The sequence below is a fragment of the Escherichia sp. E3659 genome, from assembly GCF_005781135.1.
GTDB lineage: Bacteria > Pseudomonadota > Gammaproteobacteria > Enterobacterales > Enterobacteriaceae > Escherichia.
In genome coordinates this window covers 19,543-40,219 of sequence record NZ_VATQ01000026.1, presented here as the reverse complement: position 1 = coordinate 40,219, position 20,677 = coordinate 19,543, and the positions used below count along the sequence as shown (strand labels likewise).

Annotated in this window: 22 protein-coding genes and 1 pseudogene; 11 read left to right on the top strand and 12 right to left on the bottom strand. The window is 51.3% G+C overall.

Translation table 11 applies throughout. From position 1 onward, the window contains the following. Positions 1-103 precede the first annotated feature (103 nt). The 6 genes from ilvB to uhpT all read left to right on the top strand — a co-directional run bounded on the left by ilvB (position 104) and on the right by uhpT (position 7,181). Positions 104-1,792, top strand: coding sequence for an acetolactate synthase large subunit (gene ilvB / locus FEK47_RS17340; protein WP_135486991.1), 1,689 nt, complete (start codon positions 104-106; stop codon positions 1,790-1,792). Between the two features lie 3 nt (positions 1,793-1,795). Beyond that, complete coding sequence (ilvN, locus tag FEK47_RS17335; protein ID WP_135486992.1) at positions 1,796-2,086, top strand: acetolactate synthase small subunit; 291 nt, start codon at positions 1,796-1,798, stop codon at positions 2,084-2,086. 73 nt (positions 2,087-2,159) lie between these two features. Continuing rightward, positions 2,160-2,750, top strand: coding sequence for a transcriptional regulator UhpA (uhpA, locus tag FEK47_RS17330; RefSeq protein WP_047612689.1), 591 nt, complete (start codon positions 2,160-2,162; stop codon positions 2,748-2,750). Then, positions 2,750-4,258, top strand: a complete 1,509-nt coding sequence (gene uhpB, locus FEK47_RS17325; protein WP_130261101.1) for a signal transduction histidine-protein kinase/phosphatase UhpB — start codon at positions 2,750-2,752, stop codon at positions 4,256-4,258. The genes uhpA and uhpB overlap by 1 nt, the downstream gene beginning before the upstream one ends. Positions 4,259-4,267: 9 nt before the next feature. Next, a complete protein-coding gene (gene uhpC, locus FEK47_RS17320) occupies positions 4,268-5,587 on the top strand; it encodes an MFS transporter family glucose-6-phosphate receptor UhpC (RefSeq protein WP_135410595.1) in 1,320 nt (439 codons plus the stop codon). Between the two features lie 202 nt (positions 5,588-5,789). Continuing rightward, positions 5,790-7,181 (top strand): hexose-6-phosphate:phosphate antiporter, encoded by a 1,392-nt coding sequence (gene uhpT / locus FEK47_RS17315; RefSeq protein WP_130206773.1) that lies wholly within the window; start codon positions 5,790-5,792, stop codon positions 7,179-7,181. Between the two features lie 46 nt (positions 7,182-7,227). Here uhpT and adeD read toward each other — a convergent pair whose 3' ends face one another. After that, a complete protein-coding gene (gene adeD / locus FEK47_RS17310) occupies positions 7,228-8,994 on the bottom strand; it encodes an adenine deaminase (protein ID WP_135486993.1) in 1,767 nt (588 codons plus the stop codon). Positions 8,995-9,169: 175 nt separating this feature from the next. On the opposite strand from adeD, the gene adeQ reads away from it, so the two are divergent. Together adeQ and FEK47_RS17300 are read left to right on the top strand one after the other, a co-directional pair. Further along, on the top strand, positions 9,170-10,504 hold the full coding sequence (gene adeQ, locus FEK47_RS17305) for an adenine permease AdeQ (protein WP_130235748.1): 1,335 nt from the start codon (positions 9,170-9,172) through the stop codon (positions 10,502-10,504). 52 nt (positions 10,505-10,556) lie between these two features. Next, positions 10,557-11,009 carry a DUF1198 domain-containing protein gene (locus FEK47_RS17300; protein WP_138183301.1) on the top strand — a complete coding sequence of 151 codons (453 nt, stop codon included), beginning with the start codon at positions 10,557-10,559 and terminating at the stop codon, positions 11,007-11,009. Between the two features lie 124 nt (positions 11,010-11,133). On the opposite strand, the gene FEK47_RS17295 is transcribed toward FEK47_RS17300, so the two are convergent. After that, complete coding sequence (locus FEK47_RS17295; protein WP_000125641.1) at positions 11,134-11,457, bottom strand: DNA-binding transcriptional regulator; 324 nt, start codon at positions 11,455-11,457, stop codon at positions 11,134-11,136. Next, positions 11,441-11,794, bottom strand: a complete 354-nt coding sequence (locus tag FEK47_RS17290; RefSeq protein WP_135486994.1) for a type II toxin-antitoxin system RelE/ParE family toxin — start codon at positions 11,792-11,794, stop codon at positions 11,441-11,443. Before FEK47_RS17290 ends, FEK47_RS17295 begins: the two co-directional genes overlap by 17 nt. 233 nt (positions 11,795-12,027) lie before the next feature. Here FEK47_RS17290 and nepI point away from each other — a divergent pair, with 233 nt between their 5' ends. Next, entirely contained in the window at positions 12,028-13,218 is a 1,191-nt protein-coding gene (gene nepI / locus FEK47_RS17285; protein WP_130215134.1) for a purine ribonucleoside efflux pump NepI, read from the top strand. Between the two features lie 40 nt (positions 13,219-13,258). Here nepI and yicS read toward each other — a convergent pair whose 3' ends face one another. Further along, the gene (yicS, locus tag FEK47_RS17280; protein WP_064526021.1) at positions 13,259-13,552 is read right to left on the bottom strand and encodes a protein YicS; all 294 of its coding nucleotides are present in this window, start codon (positions 13,550-13,552) and stop codon (positions 13,259-13,261) included. A 220-nt stretch (positions 13,553-13,772) separates the two neighbouring features. On the opposite strand from yicS, the gene nlpA reads away from it, so the two are divergent. Beyond that, the gene (gene nlpA, locus FEK47_RS17275) at positions 13,773-14,591 is read left to right on the top strand and encodes a lipoprotein NlpA (RefSeq protein WP_135486995.1); all 819 of its coding nucleotides are present in this window, start codon (positions 13,773-13,775) and stop codon (positions 14,589-14,591) included. A 3-nt stretch (positions 14,592-14,594) separates the two neighbouring features. Here the strand turns inward: nlpA and FEK47_RS17270 are convergent. Beyond that, positions 14,595-15,519: pseudogene (locus FEK47_RS17270) on the bottom strand (carboxylate/amino acid/amine transporter). Positions 15,520-15,722: 203 nt separating this feature from the next. Here FEK47_RS17270 and fliB point away from each other — a divergent pair. Beyond that, positions 15,723-16,937 (top strand): flagellin lysine-N-methylase, encoded by a 1,215-nt coding sequence (fliB, locus tag FEK47_RS17265; RefSeq protein ID WP_135486997.1) that lies wholly within the window; start codon positions 15,723-15,725, stop codon positions 16,935-16,937. Between the two features lie 410 nt (positions 16,938-17,347). Here the strand turns inward: fliB and FEK47_RS17260 are convergent, their stop codons facing one another. The 7 genes from FEK47_RS17260 to FEK47_RS17230 all read right to left on the bottom strand — a co-directional run bounded on the left by FEK47_RS17260 (position 17,348) and on the right by FEK47_RS17230 (position 20,673). Beyond that, positions 17,348-18,193, bottom strand: coding sequence for a DUF4942 domain-containing protein (locus FEK47_RS17260; RefSeq protein WP_135487012.1), 846 nt, complete (start codon positions 18,191-18,193; stop codon positions 17,348-17,350). 96 nt (positions 18,194-18,289) lie between these two features. Then, a complete protein-coding gene (locus FEK47_RS17255; protein WP_021581277.1) occupies positions 18,290-18,487 on the bottom strand; it encodes a DUF957 domain-containing protein in 198 nt (65 codons plus the stop codon). Between the two features lie 19 nt (positions 18,488-18,506). After that, entirely contained in the window at positions 18,507-18,995 is a 489-nt protein-coding gene (locus FEK47_RS17250) for a DUF5983 family protein (RefSeq protein WP_135486998.1), read from the bottom strand. Continuing rightward, the gene (locus FEK47_RS17245; protein WP_001604178.1) at positions 18,992-19,369 is read right to left on the bottom strand and encodes a TA system toxin CbtA family protein; all 378 of its coding nucleotides are present in this window, start codon (positions 19,367-19,369) and stop codon (positions 18,992-18,994) included. The genes FEK47_RS17250 and FEK47_RS17245 overlap by 4 nt, the downstream gene beginning before the upstream one ends. Positions 19,370-19,458: 89 nt before the next feature. Then, complete coding sequence (locus FEK47_RS17240; protein ID WP_135486999.1) at positions 19,459-19,827, bottom strand: type IV toxin-antitoxin system YeeU family antitoxin; 369 nt, start codon at positions 19,825-19,827, stop codon at positions 19,459-19,461. A gap of 79 nt (positions 19,828-19,906) precedes the next feature. Next, positions 19,907-20,128, bottom strand: coding sequence for a DUF987 domain-containing protein (locus FEK47_RS17235; RefSeq protein WP_001603702.1), 222 nt, complete (start codon positions 20,126-20,128; stop codon positions 19,907-19,909). A gap of 68 nt (positions 20,129-20,196) precedes the next feature. Then, positions 20,197-20,673 carry a RadC family protein gene (locus FEK47_RS17230; protein WP_135487000.1) on the bottom strand — a complete coding sequence of 159 codons (477 nt, stop codon included), beginning with the start codon at positions 20,671-20,673 and terminating at the stop codon, positions 20,197-20,199. Between the last annotated feature and the right edge of the window lie 4 nt (positions 20,674-20,677).

Here is a 20,677-nt window from a genome sequence, read left to right as displayed (position 1 = left end):
ACTGGAACAACACACGATTCCAAAACCCCGCCGGCGCAAACCGGGCGGGGTTTTTCGTTTAAACACCTCCCGGAAAGTCGGCCCAGAAGAAAAGGACTGGAGCATGGCAAGTTCGGGCACAACATCGACACGTAAGCGTTTTAGCGGCGCAGAATTTATCGTTCATTTCCTGGAACAGCAGGGCATTAAGATTGTGACGGGGATTCCGGGCGGTTCGATTCTCCCTGTTTACGACGCCTTAAGCCAAAGCACGCAAATCCGCCATATTCTGGCCCGTCATGAACAGGGCGCGGGCTTTATCGCCCAGGGAATGGCGCGTACCGACGGCAAACCGGCGGTCTGTATGGCCTGTAGCGGGCCGGGTGCGACTAACCTGGTGACCGCCATTGCCGATGCGCGGCTGGACTCCATTCCGCTGATTTGCATCACCGGCCAGGTTCCCGCCTCGATGATCGGCACCGACGCCTTCCAGGAAGTGGACACCTACGGCATCTCTATCCCCATCACCAAACACAACTATCTGGTCAGACATATCGAAGAACTCCCGCAGGTCATGAGCGATGCCTTCCGTATTGCGCAATCAGGCCGCCCTGGCCCGGTGTGGATAGACATTCCTAAGGATGTACAAACGGCGGTTTTTGAAATTGAAGAACAGCCCGCGGCGGCAGAAAAAGCCGCCGCGCCCGCCTTTAGCGAAGAAAGCATTCGTGACGCTGCGACAATGATTAACGCCGCCAAACGCCCGGTGCTTTATCTGGGGGGCGGTGTCATTAACGCGCCCGCGCGGGTGCGTGAGCTGGCTGAGAAAGCGCAGCTGCCCACCACCATGACCTTAATGGCGCTGGGCATGTTGCCAAAAGCACATCCGCTGTCGCTGGGCATGCTGGGGATGCACGGCGTGCGCAGCACCAACTATATCTTGCAGGAGGCGGACCTGCTGATTGTTCTCGGTGCGCGTTTTGATGACCGGGCAATTGGCAAAACTGAAGAGTTCTGCCCGAATGCCAAAATTATTCATGTGGATATCGACCGCGCGGAGCTGGGTAAAGTTAAGCAACCGCACGTGGCGATTCAGGCGGATGTTGATGATGTGCTGGCGCAGCTGATCCCGCAGGTGGAAGCCCAGCCGCGTGCAGAGTGGCACCAACTGGTGGCGGATTTGCAGCGCGAGTTCCCGTGTCCTATCCCGAAAGCGTGCGATCCATTAACACATTACGGGCTGATTAATGCCGTTGCCGCCTGTGTCGATGACAACGCGATTATCACCACCGACGTGGGTCAGCATCAGATGTGGACAGCGCAGGCTTATCCGCTCAATCGACCACGCCAGTGGCTGACTTCTGGTGGGCTGGGAACGATGGGCTTCGGTTTACCCGCAGCGATAGGTGCGGCGCTGGCTAACCCGGATCGCAAAGTGTTGTGTTTCTCCGGCGACGGCAGCCTGATGATGAATATTCAGGAGATGGCGACCGCCAGTGAAAATCAGCTGGATGTCAAAATCATCCTGATGAACAACGAAGCGCTGGGGCTGGTGCATCAGCAACAGAGTCTGTTCTACAAGCAGGGCGTTTTTGCCGCCACCTATCCGGGAAAAATCAACTTTATGCAAATTGCGGCCGGGTTCGGCCTCGAAACCTGCGATTTGAATAATGAAACCGATCCGCAGGCGGCATTACAGGAAATTATCAATCGCCCTGGTCCGGCGCTGATCCACGTACGCATTGATGCCGAAGAAAAAGTGTACCCAATGGTGCCGCCAGGCGCGGCAAATACTGAAATGGTGGGGGAATAAGCCATGCAAAACACAACTAATGACAACGTGATTCTGGAACTCACCGTTCGCAACCATCCCGGTGTAATGACCCACGTTTGTGGGCTTTTTGCCCGTCGTGCTTTTAACGTCGAAGGTATTCTTTGTCTGCCGATTCAGAACAGTGATAAAAGCCACATCTGGCTACTGGTCAATGACGATCAGCGACTGGAACAAATGATAAGCCAGATAGACAAACTGGAGGATGTGGTGAAAGTGCAGCGTAATCAGTCCGACCCGACAATGTTTAACAAGATAGCCGTATTTTTTCAGTAACCGCTCAAGGCTTGAACAGTGGCGCGCTTATCGTTAAGGTAAGCGCGTTTTTTTTACCCGCCAGGACAAGACCATGATAACCGTTGCCCTTATAGACGATCACCTTATCGTCCGCTCCGGCTTTGCGCAGCTGCTGGGGCTGGAACCTGATTTGCAGGTAGTTGCCGAGTTTGGTTCCGGGCGTGAGGCGCTGACTGGCTTGCCTGGGCGCGGTGTGCAGGTGTGTATTTGCGATATCTCAATGCCGGATATTTCTGGGCTGGAGCTGTTAAGCCAGCTACCGAAAGGTATGGCGACAATTATGCTCTCCGTTCACGACAGTCCGGCGCTGGTTGAACAGGCGCTTAACGCGGGGGCGCGCGGCTTTCTCTCTAAACGCTGTAGCCCGGACGAGCTGATCGCTGCCGTGCATACGGTTGCAACTGGCGGCTGTTATCTGACGCCGGATATCGCTATTAAACTGGCATCGGGCCGTCAGGACCCGCTAACCAAACGCGAACGCCAGGTGGCGGAAAAACTGGCGCAAGGGATGGCGGTGAAAGAGATTGCCGCCGAACTGGGGTTGTCGCCAAAAACAGTGCATGTACATCGTGCCAATCTGATGGAAAAACTGGGCGTCAGCAACGACGTTGAACTGGCGCGCCGCATGTTTGATGGCTGGTGATGAAGACATTTTTCTCCCGCTTAAATACTGTAGTTTCCTGCTTTTTTATCTTCTCTGCCGCATGGTTTTGCCTGTGGAGTATCAGCCTGCACCTGGTTGAACGACCGGATCTGGCGGTATTGCTGTTTCCGTTCGGTCTGCGACTGGGGCTGATGTTGCAATGCCCGCGCAGATACTGGCTGGTGCTGATGGGCGCAGAATGGCTGCTGATTTACTGGCTGACGCAGGCGGTTGGGTTAACGCATGATCCGTTATTGATGATCGGTAGTTTGCTGACGTTACTTCCTGTGGCGTTGATTTCCCGTTATCGCCACCAGCGCGACTGGCGCACGTTGCTGTTACAGGGCGCGGCACTGACGGCGGCGGCGTTATTACAGTCATCCCCCTGGCTTTGGCATGGGTACGGAAACGAGCCCTGGAACGCCCTACTGATGACCTTAACCGGCGGCCTGACGCTGGCCCCCATTTGCCTGGTGTTCTGGCACTATCTGGCGAATAACACCTGGCTGCCGCTGGGGCCATCGCTGGTTTCCCAGCCGATCAACTGGCGTGGGCGGCATCTGGTCTGGTATTTGCTGTTGTTTGTTATCAGCCTGTGGTTGCAACTGGGGCTGCCGAACGAACTTTCGCGCTTTACCCCGTTTTGTCTGGCGCTGCCGATTATCGCCCTGGCCTGGCACTATGGCTGGCAAGGGGCGCTGATTGCGACGCTGATGAACGCCATCGCGCTGATCGCCAGTCAAACCTGGCGCGATCATCCGGTCGATTTATTGCTTTCACTGCTGGTGCAAAGCCTCACTGGCCTGTTACTGGGCGCAGGCATCCAGCGGTTGCGTGAACTTAACCAGTCGCTGCAAAAGGAACTGGCGCGTAATCAACATCTTGCCGAGCGGTTGCTTGAAACCGAAGAGAGTGTGCGTCGCGACGTCGCACGTGAACTGCACGATGATATCGGCCAGACCATCACCGCCATTCGTACTCAGGCTGGCATTGTCCAGCGGCTGGCGGCGGATAACGCCAGTGTGAAACAGAGCGGACAGCTCATCGAACAACTGTCGCTGGGCGTTTACGACGCGGTGCGCCGTTTGTTAGGGCGGTTACGTCCGCGCCAGTTGGATGATCTGACCCTGGAGCAGGCCATCCGTTCATTGATGCGGGAAATGGAGTTGGAAGGGCGCGGCATTGTCAGTCATCTCGAATGGCGGATAGATGAATCAGCGCTAAGTGAAAACCAGCGCGTAACCCTATTTCGTATCTGTCAGGAGGGGCTGAACAACATTGTGAAACATGCAGATGCCAGTGCGGTTATCCTGCAAGGCTGGCAGCAGGATGAGCGTTTAATGCTGGTGATTGAAGACGATGGTAGTGGTCTGCCGCCAGGTTCCGGGCAGCAAGGTTTTGGCCTCACCGGAATGCGCGAGCGCGTCACCGCGCTGGGCGGCACCTTGACCATCTCCTGCCTGCACGGCACGCGTGTCAGTGTCTCTCTACCTCAACGTTATGTTTAAGGCTTGATGATGTTGCCGTTTCTGAAAGCGCCTGCCGACGCACCGCTGATCAGCGATAAAAGTGAAATTGATGCTCGCTACCGCTATTGGCGTCGGCATATTTTGCTGACCATCTGGCTGGGCTATGCGTTGTTTTACTTCACGCGTAAAAGTTTTAACGCCGCCGTACCAGAAATCCTTGCCAACGGCGTGCTCAGTCGTAGCGACATCGGCCTGTTAGCAACGCTGTTTTACATTACCTACGGCGTATCGAAATTTGTCTCCGGCATTGTCAGTGACCGCTCTAATGCCCGTTATTTTATGGGGATTGGGCTTATCGCCACTGGCATCATCAACATTCTGTTTGGCTTCTCCACCTCGTTGTGGGCGTTTGCCGTGCTGTGGGTGCTGAACGCCTTTTTCCAGGGCTGGGGTTCGCCGGTTTGTGCGCGTCTGTTGACTGCCTGGTATTCTCGTACCGAGCGCGGCGGTTGGTGGGCGTTATGGAATACGGCGCATAACGTCGGCGGCGCATTGATCCCCATCGTGATGGCCGCTGCTGCGGTGCATTATGGCTGGCGTGCCGGGATGATGATTGCCGGTTGTATGGCGATAGTCGTGGGGATTTTTCTTTGTTGGCGGCTGCGCGATCGCCCGCAGGCGTTAGGTTTACCGGCGGTCGGAGAATGGCGGCACGATGCGCTGGAAATCGCCCAACAACAAGAAGGGGCGGGGCTGACGCGTAAAGAGATCCTCACCAAATATGTGTTGCTGAATCCGTATATCTGGCTGCTTTCGTTCTGTTATGTGCTGGTCTATGTGGTTCGTGCGGCGATCAACGACTGGGGTAACCTGTATATGTCCGAGACGCTGGGCGTCGATCTGGTCACGGCGAATACGGCAGTAACGATGTTTGAACTGGGCGGGTTTATCGGTGCGCTGGTTGCAGGTTGGGGCTCGGACAAACTGTTTAACGGCAACCGTGGGCCGATGAATTTGATTTTTGCTGCGGGGATTTTGCTTTCCGTCGGCTCGCTGTGGTTGATGCCATTTGCCAGCTACGTGATGCAGGCAACCTGCTTCTTCACCATTGGTTTTTTTGTCTTTGGCCCGCAGATGTTAATCGGTATGGCAGCGGCAGAGTGTTCCCACAAAGAGGCGGCAGGTGCGGCGACGGGGTTTGTCGGCTTGTTTGCTTATCTGGGGGCGTCGCTTGCCGGTTGGCCGCTGGCGAAAGTGCTGGATACCTGGCACTGGAGTGGTTTTTTCGTGGTTATCGCCATTGCCGCCGGGGTCTCGGCACTGTTGTTACTGCCCTTTTTGAACGCCCAGGCTCCACGCGAAGCGTGATGCATCTCACTTTTCTACCTCATATCCGGCAAAACTAAGAAATTTTCCTGGTTTTGCCTGGACGCTATCTCAAGCCTGATTTGCTGCAGGTTTTTACAATGCCATCATTCGTTAATTCTTTCCCAAAATAATTCAAGTTGCAGGAACGCGAGCAGCTAAGGCACCTGCGGCCTGAAGTATGAAGGGAAATCAGGAGTAACCCATGCTGGCTTTCTTAAACCAGGTTCGCAAGCCGACCCTGGATCTTCCGCTCGAAGTGCGGCGCAAAATGTGGTTCAAACCGTTCATGCAATCCTATCTGGTGGTCTTTATTGGCTACCTGACGATGTACCTGATTCGCAAGAACTTCAACATCGCACAGAACGACATGATCTCGACCTACGGGTTGAGCATGACGCAGCTGGGGATGATTGGCCTGGGCTTCTCCATCACTTACGGCGTGGGTAAAACGCTGGTTTCCTACTACGCCGACGGCAAAAATACCAAACAATTCCTGCCGTTCATGCTGATCCTGTCCGCTATTTGTATGCTGGGCTTCAGCGCCAGCATGGGCAGCGGCTCGGTTAGCCTGTTCCTGATGATTGCCTTCTACGCCTTAAGCGGTTTTTTCCAGAGCACCGGCGGTTCGTGCAGTTACTCCACGATTACCAAATGGACGCCGCGTCGTAAGCGCGGGACCTTCCTCGGTTTCTGGAACATTTCCCACAACCTCGGCGGCGCGGGGGCGGCGGGTGTGGCGCTATTCGGCGCAAATTACCTGTTCGACGGTCACGTGATCGGCATGTTTATCTTCCCGTCGATTATCGCGTTAATTGTCGGTTTCATCGGTCTGCGTTATGGCAGCGACTCCCCTGAAGCGTATGGTCTTGGCAAAGCTGAAGAACTATTCGGTGAAGAGATTAGCGAAGAGGACAAAGAGACGGAATCCACCGACATGACCAAGTGGCAGATCTTTGTCGAATATGTTTTGAAAAACAAAGTGATCTGGCTGCTGTGCTTCGCCAACATCTTCCTGTACGTGGTACGCATTGGTATCGACCAGTGGTCAACCGTGTACGCTTTTCAGGAGTTGAAACTCTCTAAATCGGTGGCGATTCAGGGCTTTACGCTGTTTGAAGCCGGTGCTCTGGTTGGCACGCTGCTGTGGGGCTGGCTCTCTGACCTGGCGAACGGGCGCCGTGGCCTGGTGGCGTGTGTTGCACTGGCGCTGATTATCGCCACGCTTGGTGTGTATCAACACGCCAGCAACCAATATATCTATCTGGCTTCTCTCTTTGCATTAGGTTTCCTGGTATTTGGTCCGCAACTGTTGATTGGCGTGGCGGCTGTTGGCTTCGTACCGAAAAAAGCGATCGGCGCTGCCGATGGGATTAAAGGCACTTTCGCCTACCTGATTGGTGACAGCTTTGCCAAATTAGGTCTGGGAATGATTGCCGATGGTACGCCAGTGTTCGGCCTCACCGGCTGGGCAGGCACCTTCGCCGCACTGGATATCGCCGCTATTGGCTGTATCTGCCTGATGGCGATAGTCGCGGTGATGGAAGAACGAAAAATCCGCCGCGAGAAAAAAATTCAGCAGTTGACAGTGGCATAAACGTAACTGGTGACTTTTGCCCGGCATGACGCCGGGCTTTTTTTTATTATTCAGAGATTTCCAGCGCGGTGAAGGCAAACTTCTCGCCATCAAACAGCCCCTGACTGGTCAGTTTCAATGCGGGGATCACCGGCAGGGAAAGAAACGCCATCTGAATAAACGGTTCATCGGGTAACGGACCACATTCACGGGCAGCGACTTTTAACGCGTCAATTTGCTCTGCCAGCGACTGCGCCGTGTCGGTGCTCATCAGCCCGGCAATGGGCAACGGCAGATGACTCTGTACCTGGCCGTTACGGACCACGCACAGCCCGCCGCCATCCTGAATCACCTGATTGACCGCCAGCGCCATCTCTTCTGCGCTACGACCGATCACCACAATATTATGGCTGTCATGGCTGACTGTCGCCGCCAGCGCGCCTTCATTCAGGCCAAAGCCGCCGAGCAAACCACAGGCCGGAGCCAGATGTTGCCCGTAACGCTCAAGTACGGCAATAAAGCACACATCATCGCGATCAAAACCATTTTCGCTGTAGACGCTGGAGCGGGAGTGCGTGATCAGTTCGTTATGGATGACATCAATGACGCGATAGCGTTTTCCGGGGGTAAATTGCAGGGCAAAGTCGCTGGCGGAAACTGGCTGGCGATCAATGGTATTGCCATATGGCGGGGCGGATTGTGCCAGTCTCGCCGACTCTTCTGCCTGCAAGGTTTGTGCGTCAATCGGTTCGCCTTTCACCAGTACCTGTTGCACTGTGACTTTACGCGCGTCACTTAACAGGACAATGTCGGCCTGCTTGCCGGGAGCCAGTAAACCGAGATGATTCAGACCAAAATGGCGCGCCGTCGACCAGCTGGCTACGCGATATGCCACATGCAGCGGCACATTGTGTTGTTCAATCAGGCGGCGAATTAAGGCGTCGATATGCCCTTCGTGAGCGATTTCCCACGGGTTACGGTCATCAGTACAAAGCATGCATTGTGGGCTGTTAAATTCGGTGATCAACGGAGCCAGCGCGTTGAGATTGCGGGCAGCGGACCCTTCGCGGATCATCAACGACATGCCAAGTTGTAATTTCCGGCGTCCTTCTTCCAGCTGATAACTTTCGTGGCAGTTTTCAATACCCGCGGCAATATAGGCGTTAAGTTCTTTACCGCTTAGACCGGGGCAGTGACCATCCAGAGTCAGATGGCGAAAGGCGTCCAGTTTATCGAGCAGCGCATTTTGTCCGCTAATTACGCCAGGGTAGTCCATCATTTCTGCAAGGCCGGTAACCTGCGGATGGTCGCGCCAGGCGAGCATCTGTTCGAGGGTAAAACTGGCACCGTTAACATCGCAGCCTTCCAGGGCGGGTACGCAAGAGCTGACCTGCAAATACTGGTTTTGCTTTGCCTGTTCGGCACAGCGAGCAAACCAGGCAAACCCGGCTTCGCCCATCACGTTGACGATTTCATGAGGATCGCAAATAACAGTCGTCAGGCCGCGTGGCAGAGTGGCGGTTTCAAAGGTGACTGGGGTCATCATGCTGGATTCAATATGCAGGTGAGCATCAATAAACCCCGGTACTGCCGTTGCGCCGTGGGCGTCAATTCGGCGCAAAGCCGGAGCATCAGCGTATTCTGCGCCGACACCGGCAATGTAACGTCCTTTAATCACGATTGGGCCGGGAATTTCTCCGCCATTGATCAGATCCAGAATAGAGACATTATCAATAATATAATCGGCAGCGGCTTCGCCACGGGAAACGGCTAACAATTCCTGGTATTCTACCCGACTAATGTGATGAAATTTATGGCTAATAGAATTGTTCATATTTTTTCTCATTTTGATTTTATCAATTTGATTATTATTTATCATAAAGAAACGTCGCGAGATTATTAAAGAATATCCATTAATGTGCAATTGAAATGTGATAATTATCACTGAACCGTTGTTGTCATTTGTTTTACAAAAGCAAGGGATTAAATCTCCTCCAATGGACAAAAAAATGAATAATGACAATACCGATTACGTGAGTAATGAATCAGGGACGCTTTCGCGATTATTTAAACTACCGCAACACGGGACAACCGTTCGCACAGAATTGATTGCGGGTATGACTACTTTTTTAACTATGGTGTACATCGTTTTTGTTAACCCACAAATTCTTGGCGCAGCGCAAATGGACCCAAAGGTGGTGTTTGTTACTACCTGTTTGATTGCGGGCATTGGCAGTATTGCGATGGGAGTGTTTGCTAATCTTCCCGTCGCGCTGGCGCCTGCGATGGGGCTGAATGCGTTTTTCGCCTTCGTGGTGGTGGGAGCAATGGGTATCACCTGGCAGACGGGAATGGGCGCTATTTTCTGGGGCGCAATTGGGCTATTTTTGCTGACTCTTTTTCGTATCCGTTACTGGATGATCTCCAACATTCCGTTAAGTTTACGTATTGGTATCACCAGTGGTATCGGGCTATTTATTGCCTTAATGGGATTAAAAAATACCGGTGTTATTGTCGCCAATAAAGACACGCTGGTGATGATTGGTGATTTAAGTTCCCACGGCGTGTTGTTAGGTATTTTAGGGTTTTTTATTATAACCGTGTTGTCATCGCGTAATTTTCATGCGGCGGTGTTGGTTTCTATCGTCGTCACTTCCTGCTGTGGATTATTTTTCGGAGATGTTCATTTCAGCGGAATCTATTCTATTCCACCTGATATTAGCGGTGTTATTGGCGAGGTTGATTTGAGCGGGGCATTATCGCTTGAGCTTGCCGGTATCATTTTCTCCTTTATGCTGATCAACCTATTTGATTCATCAGGAACATTAATTGGTGTAACTGATAAAGCTGGCTTAATAGATAGTAACGGTAAATTCCCTAACATGAATAAGGCGCTATATGTTGATAGCGTGAGTTCGGTGGCTGGCGCGTTTATCGGAACTTCCTCTGTTACCGCCTATATTGAAAGTACTTCTGGCGTGGCGGTCGGCGGCCGCACGGGGCTGACTGCGGTTGTTGTTGGCGTTATGTTCCTGCTGGTTATGTTCTTCTCACCGCTGGTGGCGATGGTTCCACCTTACGCCACCGCCGGGGCCTTAATCTTCGTTGGCGTATTGATGACATCGAGCCTGGCACGCGTTAACTGGGATGATTTTACCGAATCGGTACCCGCATTTATCACCACGGTGATGATGCCCTTTACGTTCTCGATCACTGAAGGGATTGCGCTTGGCTTTATGTCGTACTGCATCATGAAAGTGTGTACTGGTCGCTGGCGCGATCTGAATCTGTGTGTGGTGGTTGTAGCGGCATTGTTTGCGCTGAAAATCATCCTGGTGGATTAGTATCTGATAAGCGTTTCCAGATATCATGAGTGCCGGTTACGCAGGAGAACTCATGATCTGGATAATGCTCGCTACGCTGGCGGTGGTGTTTGTGGTTGGTTTTCGGGTGCTGACATCCGGGGCCAGAAAAGCGATTCGCCGCCTCAGCGATCGGCTGAATATTGATGTTGTACCCATTGAGTCAATGGTCGATCAAATGGGAAAGTCAGCCGGTGACGAATTTTTACGTTATCTGCATCGCCCGGATGAGTCGCACCTGCAAAATGCCGCGCAGGTGTTGCTTATCTGGCAGGTTGTCATTGTCGATGGCAGCGAACAGAACCTGCTGCAATGGCATCGGATTTTACAAAAAGCCCGCCTTGCCGCGCCGATTACCGATGCTCAGCTCAGGCTGGCGCTGGGTTTTCTGCGCGAAATAGAGCCTGAAATGCAGGAGATTAATGCATTCCAGATGCGCTACAACGCGTTTTTTCAGCCTGCTGAGGGCGTTTACTGGCTGCATTAAAACCGCTTTGCCTGATGCGACGCTGGCGCGTCTTATCAGGCCTACAGACCGAGTACGGATAAGGCGTTCACGCCACATCCGCTATCGGATCTGACAGTAGACGGACGCATTCTCTACGTTCTATTTACAGCAGCACCTCTAGCCCGTGTTTTTGCACAATACTAAGTAGTTTTAATGACATGCCGCTGGGGCGTTTAGCGCCACTTTCCCATTTTTGTACAGTTGAAACGCTGGTATTGAGATAGTGAGCGAAGACGGGTTGACTCACTTTTAATTTTTCCCGTAGTGCTTTTATCTCAACAGGTTGTAAGTCTGGCACGCTGGACAGGCAGGCTTTGTCAAAAGTACGCATTGTTTCGGCAGAAATGGCATCAACGCTGGACAATCCAGCAGCCGCGCTGTGAATGGCCTCAAATGCAGGGCTTTTGAATTTAGTTTTTGCAGTCATAGCAGGTCTCTGTCAGTTCTTTACTGTTAATCATTACCGTCAGTTGGGCTTTCGTCAGGAAGGCATAATGCTTTGCGAGTTCACGAAATCCAGACAGTTCCTGACTATTGATGTTCGACATATCCTGTTTTGCATATAAAAACGTGTAAAACCAATAGCTACCCCCTTTCGCCAGAATAATTGCACGCTCACGATTTTGGTGAAGGCGCTTTTTAAAAACGTCACCACCAAGCGCATCAGTTTTACCCTGATCTGTTTCTAAAATGGCCCGGCATAACTCTTCATCTGTTATTGCATGAGACTTGGCTTCCCTTGCAAACCATTTGGTTTTAAACACACGCATATCGTTGATGTCCTGTTATTAAAGCATATCACTAAGTGCGATACTTTATCCCTTGTTTCCAACGAAATCGCGTCAACGCATATCACCTTGCCATATGATTTTTAATTCCTCGAGCAGCCTCGAATTTTTCCCATAACATCGTAAAAGTTGCAAAAACGTTAAATGCATCACACATTTCAATGTTAGACTGGTCGGCTTTTCCCCTGAAACATGCCACGGGTAACACCATGAGTGAATATATCGAAGAAAACCGCGGCGCGGACGCCATTACCCGACCGAACTGGTCAGCCGTTTTCTCGGTGGCGTTTTGCGTCGCCTGTCTGATTATCGTTGAGTTTTTGCCCGTCAGTTTGTTGACGCCGATGGCGCACGATTTAGGCATTTCGGAAGGGGTTGCCGGGCAATCGGTGACCGTAACCGCTTTTGTGGCGATGTTTGCCAGTTTGTTTATTACCCAGACCATTCAGGCCACTGACCGCCGCTACGTTGTCATTCTGTTCGCCGTTTTGCTGACGCTTTCCTGCTTACTGGTTTCCTTTGCCAACTCATTCAGTCTGCTGTTAATCGGTCGCGCCTGTCTGGGGCTGGCACTGGGTGGATTCTGGGCGATGTCGGCGTCGTTGACCATGCGCCTGGTACCGCCTCGTACAGTGCCGAAGGCGCTGTCGGTGATCTTCGGCGCGGTGTCCATTGCGCTGGTAATTGCCGCGCCATTGGGCAGTTTTTTAGGCGAGCTTATCGGTTGGCGCAATGTCTTTAATGCGGCGGCGGTGATGGGTGTGCTATGTATTATCTGGATTATCAAATCATTGCCTTCGCTGCCTGGCGAACCGTCACATCAGAAACAAAATGCCTTTCGCCTGTTGCAGCGTCCGGGGGTGATGGCCGGGATGATCGCTATCTTTATGTCCTTCGCCGGACAGTTTGCTTTTTTCACTTATATTCGCCCAGTGTATATGAATCTGGCGGGATTCGGCGTTGATGGCTTAACGCTGGTGCTGTTGAGTTTTGGTATCGCCAGTTTTGTTGGTACATCGCTTTCGTCGTTCATTCTCAAACGTTCGGTGAAACTGGCCTTAGCGGGCGCACCGTTTGTACTCGCCCTGAGCGCGCTGGTACTGACGCTGTGGGGAAGCGATAAAATTGTTGCTACCGGTGTGGCGATTATCTGGGGGCTGACCTTTGCTTTAATTCCTGTTGGCTGGTCAACGTGGATCACTCGATCATTGGCCGATCAGGCAGAAAAGGCTGGGTCTATTCAGGTGGCCGTTATTCAGCTTGCCAATACCTGCGGTGCGGCAATCGGCGGTTATGCGTTGGATAACATTGGTCTGACTTCGCCGCTGATGTTGTCCGGCACATTGATGTTGCTGACTGCATTGTTGGTTACTGCAAAGGTGAAAATGAAGAAATCCTGATATCAGGTAAAGAAGCGTTGGTCAGTGGTTGTTGCCGCTCTTACATATCCGGGCATTCTACCTTACCCAACGCTTCCCAATAATTGCTCTGATTATTACGTTCCATCGCCACGATGGCCTCGCGTATATGTTGTTTATTGTTTTCATCTGACAACATTAACTTTTCCCACGCTTCATCTGACAACGATGCCTTCGGGGTGCAAATTTTCCGCAAATCCTCTAATACCGTATTTTTCTCTTTTGCGGACTGCAGTGAGCTAAAAGGCGACTCGGCGTATACGATGCCTGGCATAGCGAAAAAAGTGAAAATAAGCAGTAGTGTCGTTGGTTTCATGGATTCAACCTTTTACAAATGTGTATCGAATGAAGCATAAGTGTAGTTTGCTTTCATCGCTCTCATCATGCTGTACGAAACGCGCTTGCGTGGTCAGTAAGAAGTGCCAGACCTTATATTCCACTTTTATTCCTTTTTATTCTTATCGATAGCGTTTCGTTTTTTAAACCGCAGCGACCTTACCGCTATAGTCAGGTAATCATTAATAAAAGGATAAAAAATGAAACTGACAACACATCATCTACGGACAGGGGCAGCATTATTTCTGGCGGGGATCCTGCTGGCAGGCTGCGACCAGCAAAACAGCGATGCAAAACACATTAAAGTTGGCGTCATTAACGGTGCCGAACAGGATGTGGCAGAAGTCGCTAAAAAAGTGGCCAAAGAGAAGTATGGTCTTGAAGTTGAATTGGTTGGATTTAGTGGTTCGTTGTTGCCGAACGATGCAACTAATCAGGGTGAACTGGATGCCAATGTCTTCCAGCATCGTCCTTTCCTTGAACAGGATAACCAGGCGCACGGTTACAAACTGGTGGCGGTAGGTAATACCTTTGTCTTCCCCATGGCTGGCTATTCGAAAAAAATTAAAACAGTCGATCAGCTAAAAGAAGGAGCGACAGTAGCGATTCCGAATGATCCGACCAATCTGGGGCGTGCGCTGTTACTGTTGCAAAAAGAGAAACTTATTACCTTAAAAGAGGGGAAAGGTTTACTGCCAACGGCGTTGGATATTACTGAGAATCCACGCCATTTGCAGATAATGGAGCTGGAAGGGGCACAGTTGCCACGTATACTGGACGACCCGAAAGTGGATGTAGCGATTATCAGCACCACTTACATCCAGCAAACAGGACTTTCTCCGGTGCACGACAGCGTATTTATTGAAGATAAAAATTCACCGTATGTGAACATTCTGGTGGCGCGGGAAGATAATAAGGATGCAGAAAACGTGAAGGAGTTTCTGCAATCTTATCAGTCACCAGAAGTTGCTAAAGCGGCAGAAACCCTCTTTAACGGTGGCGCGGTGCCTGGCTGGTAATGATTAACCGTGCCGCGCCGGACGATTACATTTTTCTGGCGCGGCGGCGGGAATCCATTGAAATCAAAATCACCGATGACAGAATCAGCAGCGTTCCCAGCCAATCTGGTAATGTGAAGGTGATCCCCAGCAACAGCAAAGAGAGCAGTGCGCTACTTAATGGTTCTGCACAACTCAAAATACTGGCTTTCGGCCCGCCAATTAACTGTGCACCTTTCAGATACAGACTAAAGGTCAGCGAAGTTCCAATTACCACCAGATAGAAAAAAGCCAGAATCAGGCTGCCATTAACCACGAAATTTGTTCCTTGCCCGGCATAAAAGGGCAGCAGGACCAGCCCACCAATGAGCATACTCCAGCCGACGACGGGCAGCGTGCCGTAACGGGCAATGAGCGTTGAGGGGTATGTCGTATAGAATGCAGCAGCAAAGGCTGAAGCAACCCCCCAGAACAGCGCAGCAGGAGAGATCGACAACGATGTTGGATTACCGTGGGTGACCAGCAAAAATGTGCCTATCAGGGAGGTCAAAATCGCGGTAAATACCAGAATACCGGGGCGTGATTTTCGTACCAGTGAGAACCAGGCCACGATAATCGTTGGTGATAAAAATTGCAGCACCGTTGCTGTAGCTGCATTGGATTTTTCAATCGTCAGTAAGAAAGTTAGCTGGACGGTCAGGGCGCCAACAATGGAAAAAATAAACAGGCTGATGGCATCTTTATGATTCTTAATGATTGAGAAGACTTTATCGCCGTGGACAAAAGAGAGCGTCAGCAGAATAAATCCGGCAAATATCAGTCGCGTCATGGTCAGAAACTGCGATGACATCTGACTTTGTTCCATGATGTATTGCGCGCAAACGCCTGAACTTCCCCATAATACGGCGGCAATCAGAACGTTTATCATCCCCTTTCTGGTGGAACCCATTTTTCCCTCTGCATACTGTTTTGTCGTTTATGTATGCAGGCATGATAGCAAAAATGGTGAGAATGACCCCTTCAGGTAAACCGTCATTTGATGGGGCGAGCATTTATGAAACGAGTGAAATACTTGTTAAACCGTCAGGTTATGACGTTATCATTTTGTTCTGACAGCGTGCTACTGTTCGCTTTTTAAACGCGAAGAATGTTATGCAAATCCATAAAGTAGTAACCCCCGAGTTTGTGAAGAAGTTTGCCTGCGTCGGCCCCAGCTGCCTGATTTCCTGCTGTCAGGGATGGCAGATACACATCGACAAGAAAACCCATCATACTTACCTCAACGAACAACACCCGAAAATTGCCCTGTTGGCGAAAGAGAATTTATTACGGGTGAGAAATGGTAAAAGCCGCTATTCGATAATCAAACTGGACGCGCAGGGTCAGTGTCCGTTTCTCGATGAAAATAAATTCTGCCTGGTCCATCGCGATCTGGGAGAAAAAGCACTTTCAGAAACCTGTTCTACTTATCCACGTAGCAAAAAGTACTACGCCGATACAACTCGCCATTCGATGGTGCTCTCATGTCCAGAAGTAGCCCGACTGGTATTGTTTGATGCCGACAGCATGTTAGTGCACGAACAGGATGATCTGTTGGCGAAGGCGAAAAACACCTTCACCGCCAGGCAGCCGGTTAATCAGATCCACCAGATTGTGCATCTCTTTGCCTGGCACCTCCTGCAGGCGCCATCGTTGAACGTTGAAGAAAACCTGATGGCACTGGCACAGTTTATGGTTTACCTGCAGCGCATTGAGTTCGATCTGCACAACCATTTTGCGCAGGCTGAACAGTACCATCAGGAGCTATTAAGCGAGCTGGCGGCAGGTATTAGCCTGATGAGCCAATCAACGCCTACGGAGTCGGTGGGATTGAAGGTGCGTGCGCTGACGGTATTGGGGTCGCTTGTCGCGAATAAGAGCAGCAGGGATCGTATTATTGCTGACGCGCATCGAAAGATGGCGGTGTATTTAGACGTAGCAAACAGCCCGGATAAGCAGGTTCTGGCTGACAAGTTTGCTGTCCTGAATAAACAGTGGCAGCAGCTTTGCCAGGATTCTATCCTCAGTGCTCCGCATGTATTGCGCAATTTACTGACCTACAAAATTTACCACTGCCATTTTCCGGATGCTGATTTCTCAACGGTCATGCGCCAGGTTTACCGTTTAATTCTCGACTATTTCTATATTAAGCATTTGTTGAGTCTGACATCGCTGGAAGCAACTCTGGATGAGGCAACGGTACTGAAAATTGTGGCGAGCCTTGCCGAGAAAACCTTGCATTCGTCAACGATTAACCAGCGGATGGATAAAGCGATCGACATGATCAATGCCGGGGACGATCTCTCCTGCCTGTTGTTGATTCGTTAAATTCGCCTGTCGGGGACTGGGTTAAGCGTTTGTCTGACATCTCGCTTCCGCTGTAATAAATATTAAGAACAACTTCGGTAAAGCAGGTTGAATCATGAACAGAAGAAATTATCTGCTTTAAACGGTATTACAAGGGATTGGTAAACGTCAGTAGAGGCATTTTGGCGGAAGATCACAGGAGTCGTATTTGATGGTTAACTGTATTGTTATAAATGGATTTTATCTTACTGATTTTTCTAGATGCCCCCTGTTATGCCCCCAAATGATTTTGCTTGTGGAGCAGGAGGGATTCTGTGCCACTTTGAGATTCCTGTCACTATAGTAAAGCAGCAATATTCCGTCTACTGAACTTGTAAGTTAGCCTTACAGGTTGTGAGGGGGCTGCTGCAATGATTATGTCAGAAATTAAGCTATCTTGTAGGCAGCATTTCTGGATAGTGTTTTGCAATAATATCATTAAGCCTGTCAACCAGTTCTGGTTTTCTGAACGTGATGTGCGCGGAGCCTTTCTTAAAGTATCTGATGCTGAACATCTCATCTTCATAGCTCTCTTTACCCTGAACAGACTGGATGTGATCATCCAGATGAATAGTGATGTTTTCCCGGTTGTCGGGGATCGGTTTGCCGCTGAACAGATGCAGCATTCTTTCTAGGTCGGCAAGTCGATCGGCCTGTGGGCCGTTGTTCAGATGAAATGCCCATCTGTCCCACCTCACCAGATTGTTGACGATAATTTTACTGCCAAATTTACAGGGTGAATTGTTTTTGTAATCCCAGCTCAGTCCCCTGAAGACGTTGATCACCCCTCGCTCAAACACCTCATCCTTACTCCGGTGCAGTTGTTCGAATGTACTCAGGATATTCGCCTCGCTGATTTCCGGAAAGTTATCGTATTCCAGTGACCGATACCATGTGTCCCGGGCCTGCGCATCCATCAGACTCAGCATCCCGGAACGTTGCATCAGGTCACGCCAGATTTCGCGATCGAGATTGCGTGCGATGGCTTTCATTGCCGTTTCAGGTTTCTCCATCAGCCAGCAACCGCAGCGAAAATCCTGTTTCATCGCCCAGTCCAGGGCGGTTTTGCCGCCAATGCCTGCTGTCAGCACTGAGATTTCTGCCAGTTGCCGGATAAGCGTTTCGGTTTGTTGCAGTGCTGCATTCCGTACCGTCACAGCGTGTCGGATACTGGTGGAGCAGATAACGTCCGTATGCCCGGTGACCACTTCCGGACGGGAGATTGTGATGTCTGACATTATCGGTTTCCCTTTTGGTTTATAAACGAAAACGCCAGCCCTGTTCAGGCTGACGTCAGTGGAATGAAGTCTGGTGAGTGAGATGATGAGTAAGACTCATCGGTTCTGGTGCAGAAGCTGCAGTTGGCGCAGGGTACGGATATCCTCCCTGGCCTGTTCAATACAGGGCAGCAGCGCTGCCGAATCCGTTTTATCCTCATCGTTGTCAAAGATAATTCCCGATTCGCAGTCGATATTGTCCTGCAGCCACGCAATCAGAATATCCAGCGCCGTTTCTGTGGTTAATGATTCCATACTGTGTCTTTTGTCCAGGTTACCAGTTGAAAGTGGGTAACCCCGGCAGACATCCGGCACTGGCATCCAGATGAATGAGACTGACGCCATAACGCCGGATAAGTGTGACAACCAGACGGCGGAACGTTTTTGACAGCCCCAGGCGTTTAAGCCGCAGAACCGGGTATGACCACGCATCGGTACGTAACAGATAGCCGCTACCTGTGAAATGAATCCATTCTGATTCACCGAAGTCACTGGTCTGGTGTGACAGCGAGTACAGCCAGGCGTTGTCCTTTTCAGTGATATGTGCGGTACTGCAGCGTATGCCGGAAAGAGTCGTAAACGGTGGTGGTGTGCAGGTTGACTGTTGGTCGGATTCCTCCACCACGCGGAGTGAATAATCGTTTTCAGCGACTTTGTTAATCAGTTCAGCGAGCTCAATACCATCGACGTCAACGACAATTCGCCCCATGTTTAGTGCCTGCACGTTAATGCTGTCGGCTTCCAGCGTCAGGGAAAGTTTCATCGTTTCACCTCAGTATGCTTACCCAGGGTAATGTTATTTACCGTTCTGTAATTGTCGCGGGTCATCAGGCCGGTCGCCCGGCGAGCCCGGAGGATATCGATGCTGTTTATTAACTGAGAGCGGGTACAGGTGCTGAATTCCGGCTGGTCGGTTCGTACCAGCGCGTATTTTTCAACGAGAAAGTTCACCGCATCACACAGTGAAATACCTGCCTCAATATGCTGCTCAATCACACGTTCATCAGCGAACGGTGTGTCATTCAGCGTAAGGCCGTAATGCTGGTCCAGCAGTCGGGTGAGCAGTGTCTGCCAGATGGTGACGGGAGACGGGCAGCGCGATGCCTCCCGTACGTGTGTATCGGGTAATGTTTTCATACTGAAGATTTTCCTGATATGCAGATATAAAAAATGGGAAAGTGGCGTGGTGAAAACACCAGGCCGGAGCAGAAGATTATTCTGATGATTTACTTTTTCGTTTCGGGCGTCGGATAAACAGCCAGATAAACGTAACCACAACTGCCGAGGGTATCGGCTGCGCAGGTCAGCCCTCTGGCATACAGCGTGACGGTATGCTGATGGAGGGGATTCAGTTCACCGCTGGTGAGCATGAGTTCCAGTTGTTTCATCAGCAGCGGAAAGGCCTGGTCCAGATGGTACGCATCCGCGTCGCTGAACCGGCCTCTGATACCCGCACGGTCGGCAAGGTAATGCAACCGGTTACCCTCCTGCACCAGACGGGCGCCGAAACAGGGCGTCACGGTGCAGGGGAGCCCCCAACAGGGACGGTCGTGATTGTCGTCGGGAAGCATTGTCCCGGAGAGTATGTCTGACACGATAAAATCCTCACAGAAAATCGGTTAAGAATGGTCCGGTGGTGGCGATAATTCGGCTCATCAGAATGTCCGTCCTGATTCAGTTCAGGGTGACGCTCATCAGCCGGACATACGGGCCAAAACTGTCCTTACGGCGTTCAGCAAAAACGGCCAGCACACCGGGAATATCCTGCACTTCACGACCGGTATACGCCTCAGCACTGCCGTGCCAGCGGTACTTACCGGTACAGAACGGAAAAAGACGGGATGCAGGATTTTGTTGATGAATACGCATGGCTTCACCACGGGTGATAATTTTCATGGTGGGATACCTCTGAAGACAGAAGATAAAAGTGAAAACAAGTGTGATGTGGTTGTGACGGTGACGGGTTAAAGCAGACCGTGTTCCGCAAAGGAGAAAACCTGGCTGCCACCGACTATCAGATGGTCCGGTACCCGGATATCAACCAGGGCCAGTGCCTGAACCAGACGTTCAGTAATAAGCCGGTCAGCCTTACTGGGGGTGACTTCACCGGACGGGTGATTGTGTGCCAGCACCACGGCAGCGGCATTGTGGTACAGGGCGCGTTTAATCACCTCCCGGGGATGGACTTCCGTGCGGTTGATGGTGCCGGTGAAGAGGGTTTCACTGGCAATCAGCTGATTCTGGTTGTTCAGATACAGCACACGGAACTCTTCACGCTCCAGTCCTGCCATATTTAGAATCAGCCATTCCCGTGCCGCATGCGTGGAGGTGAAGGCCACGCCGGGTTCATGAAGATGACGGTCCAGGGTTTTCAGGGCCCGCTGAATGAGGCTGCGCTCGCCGGGTGTCATCTCTCCGGGCAGAAAGGAAAGCTGCTGCATTGTG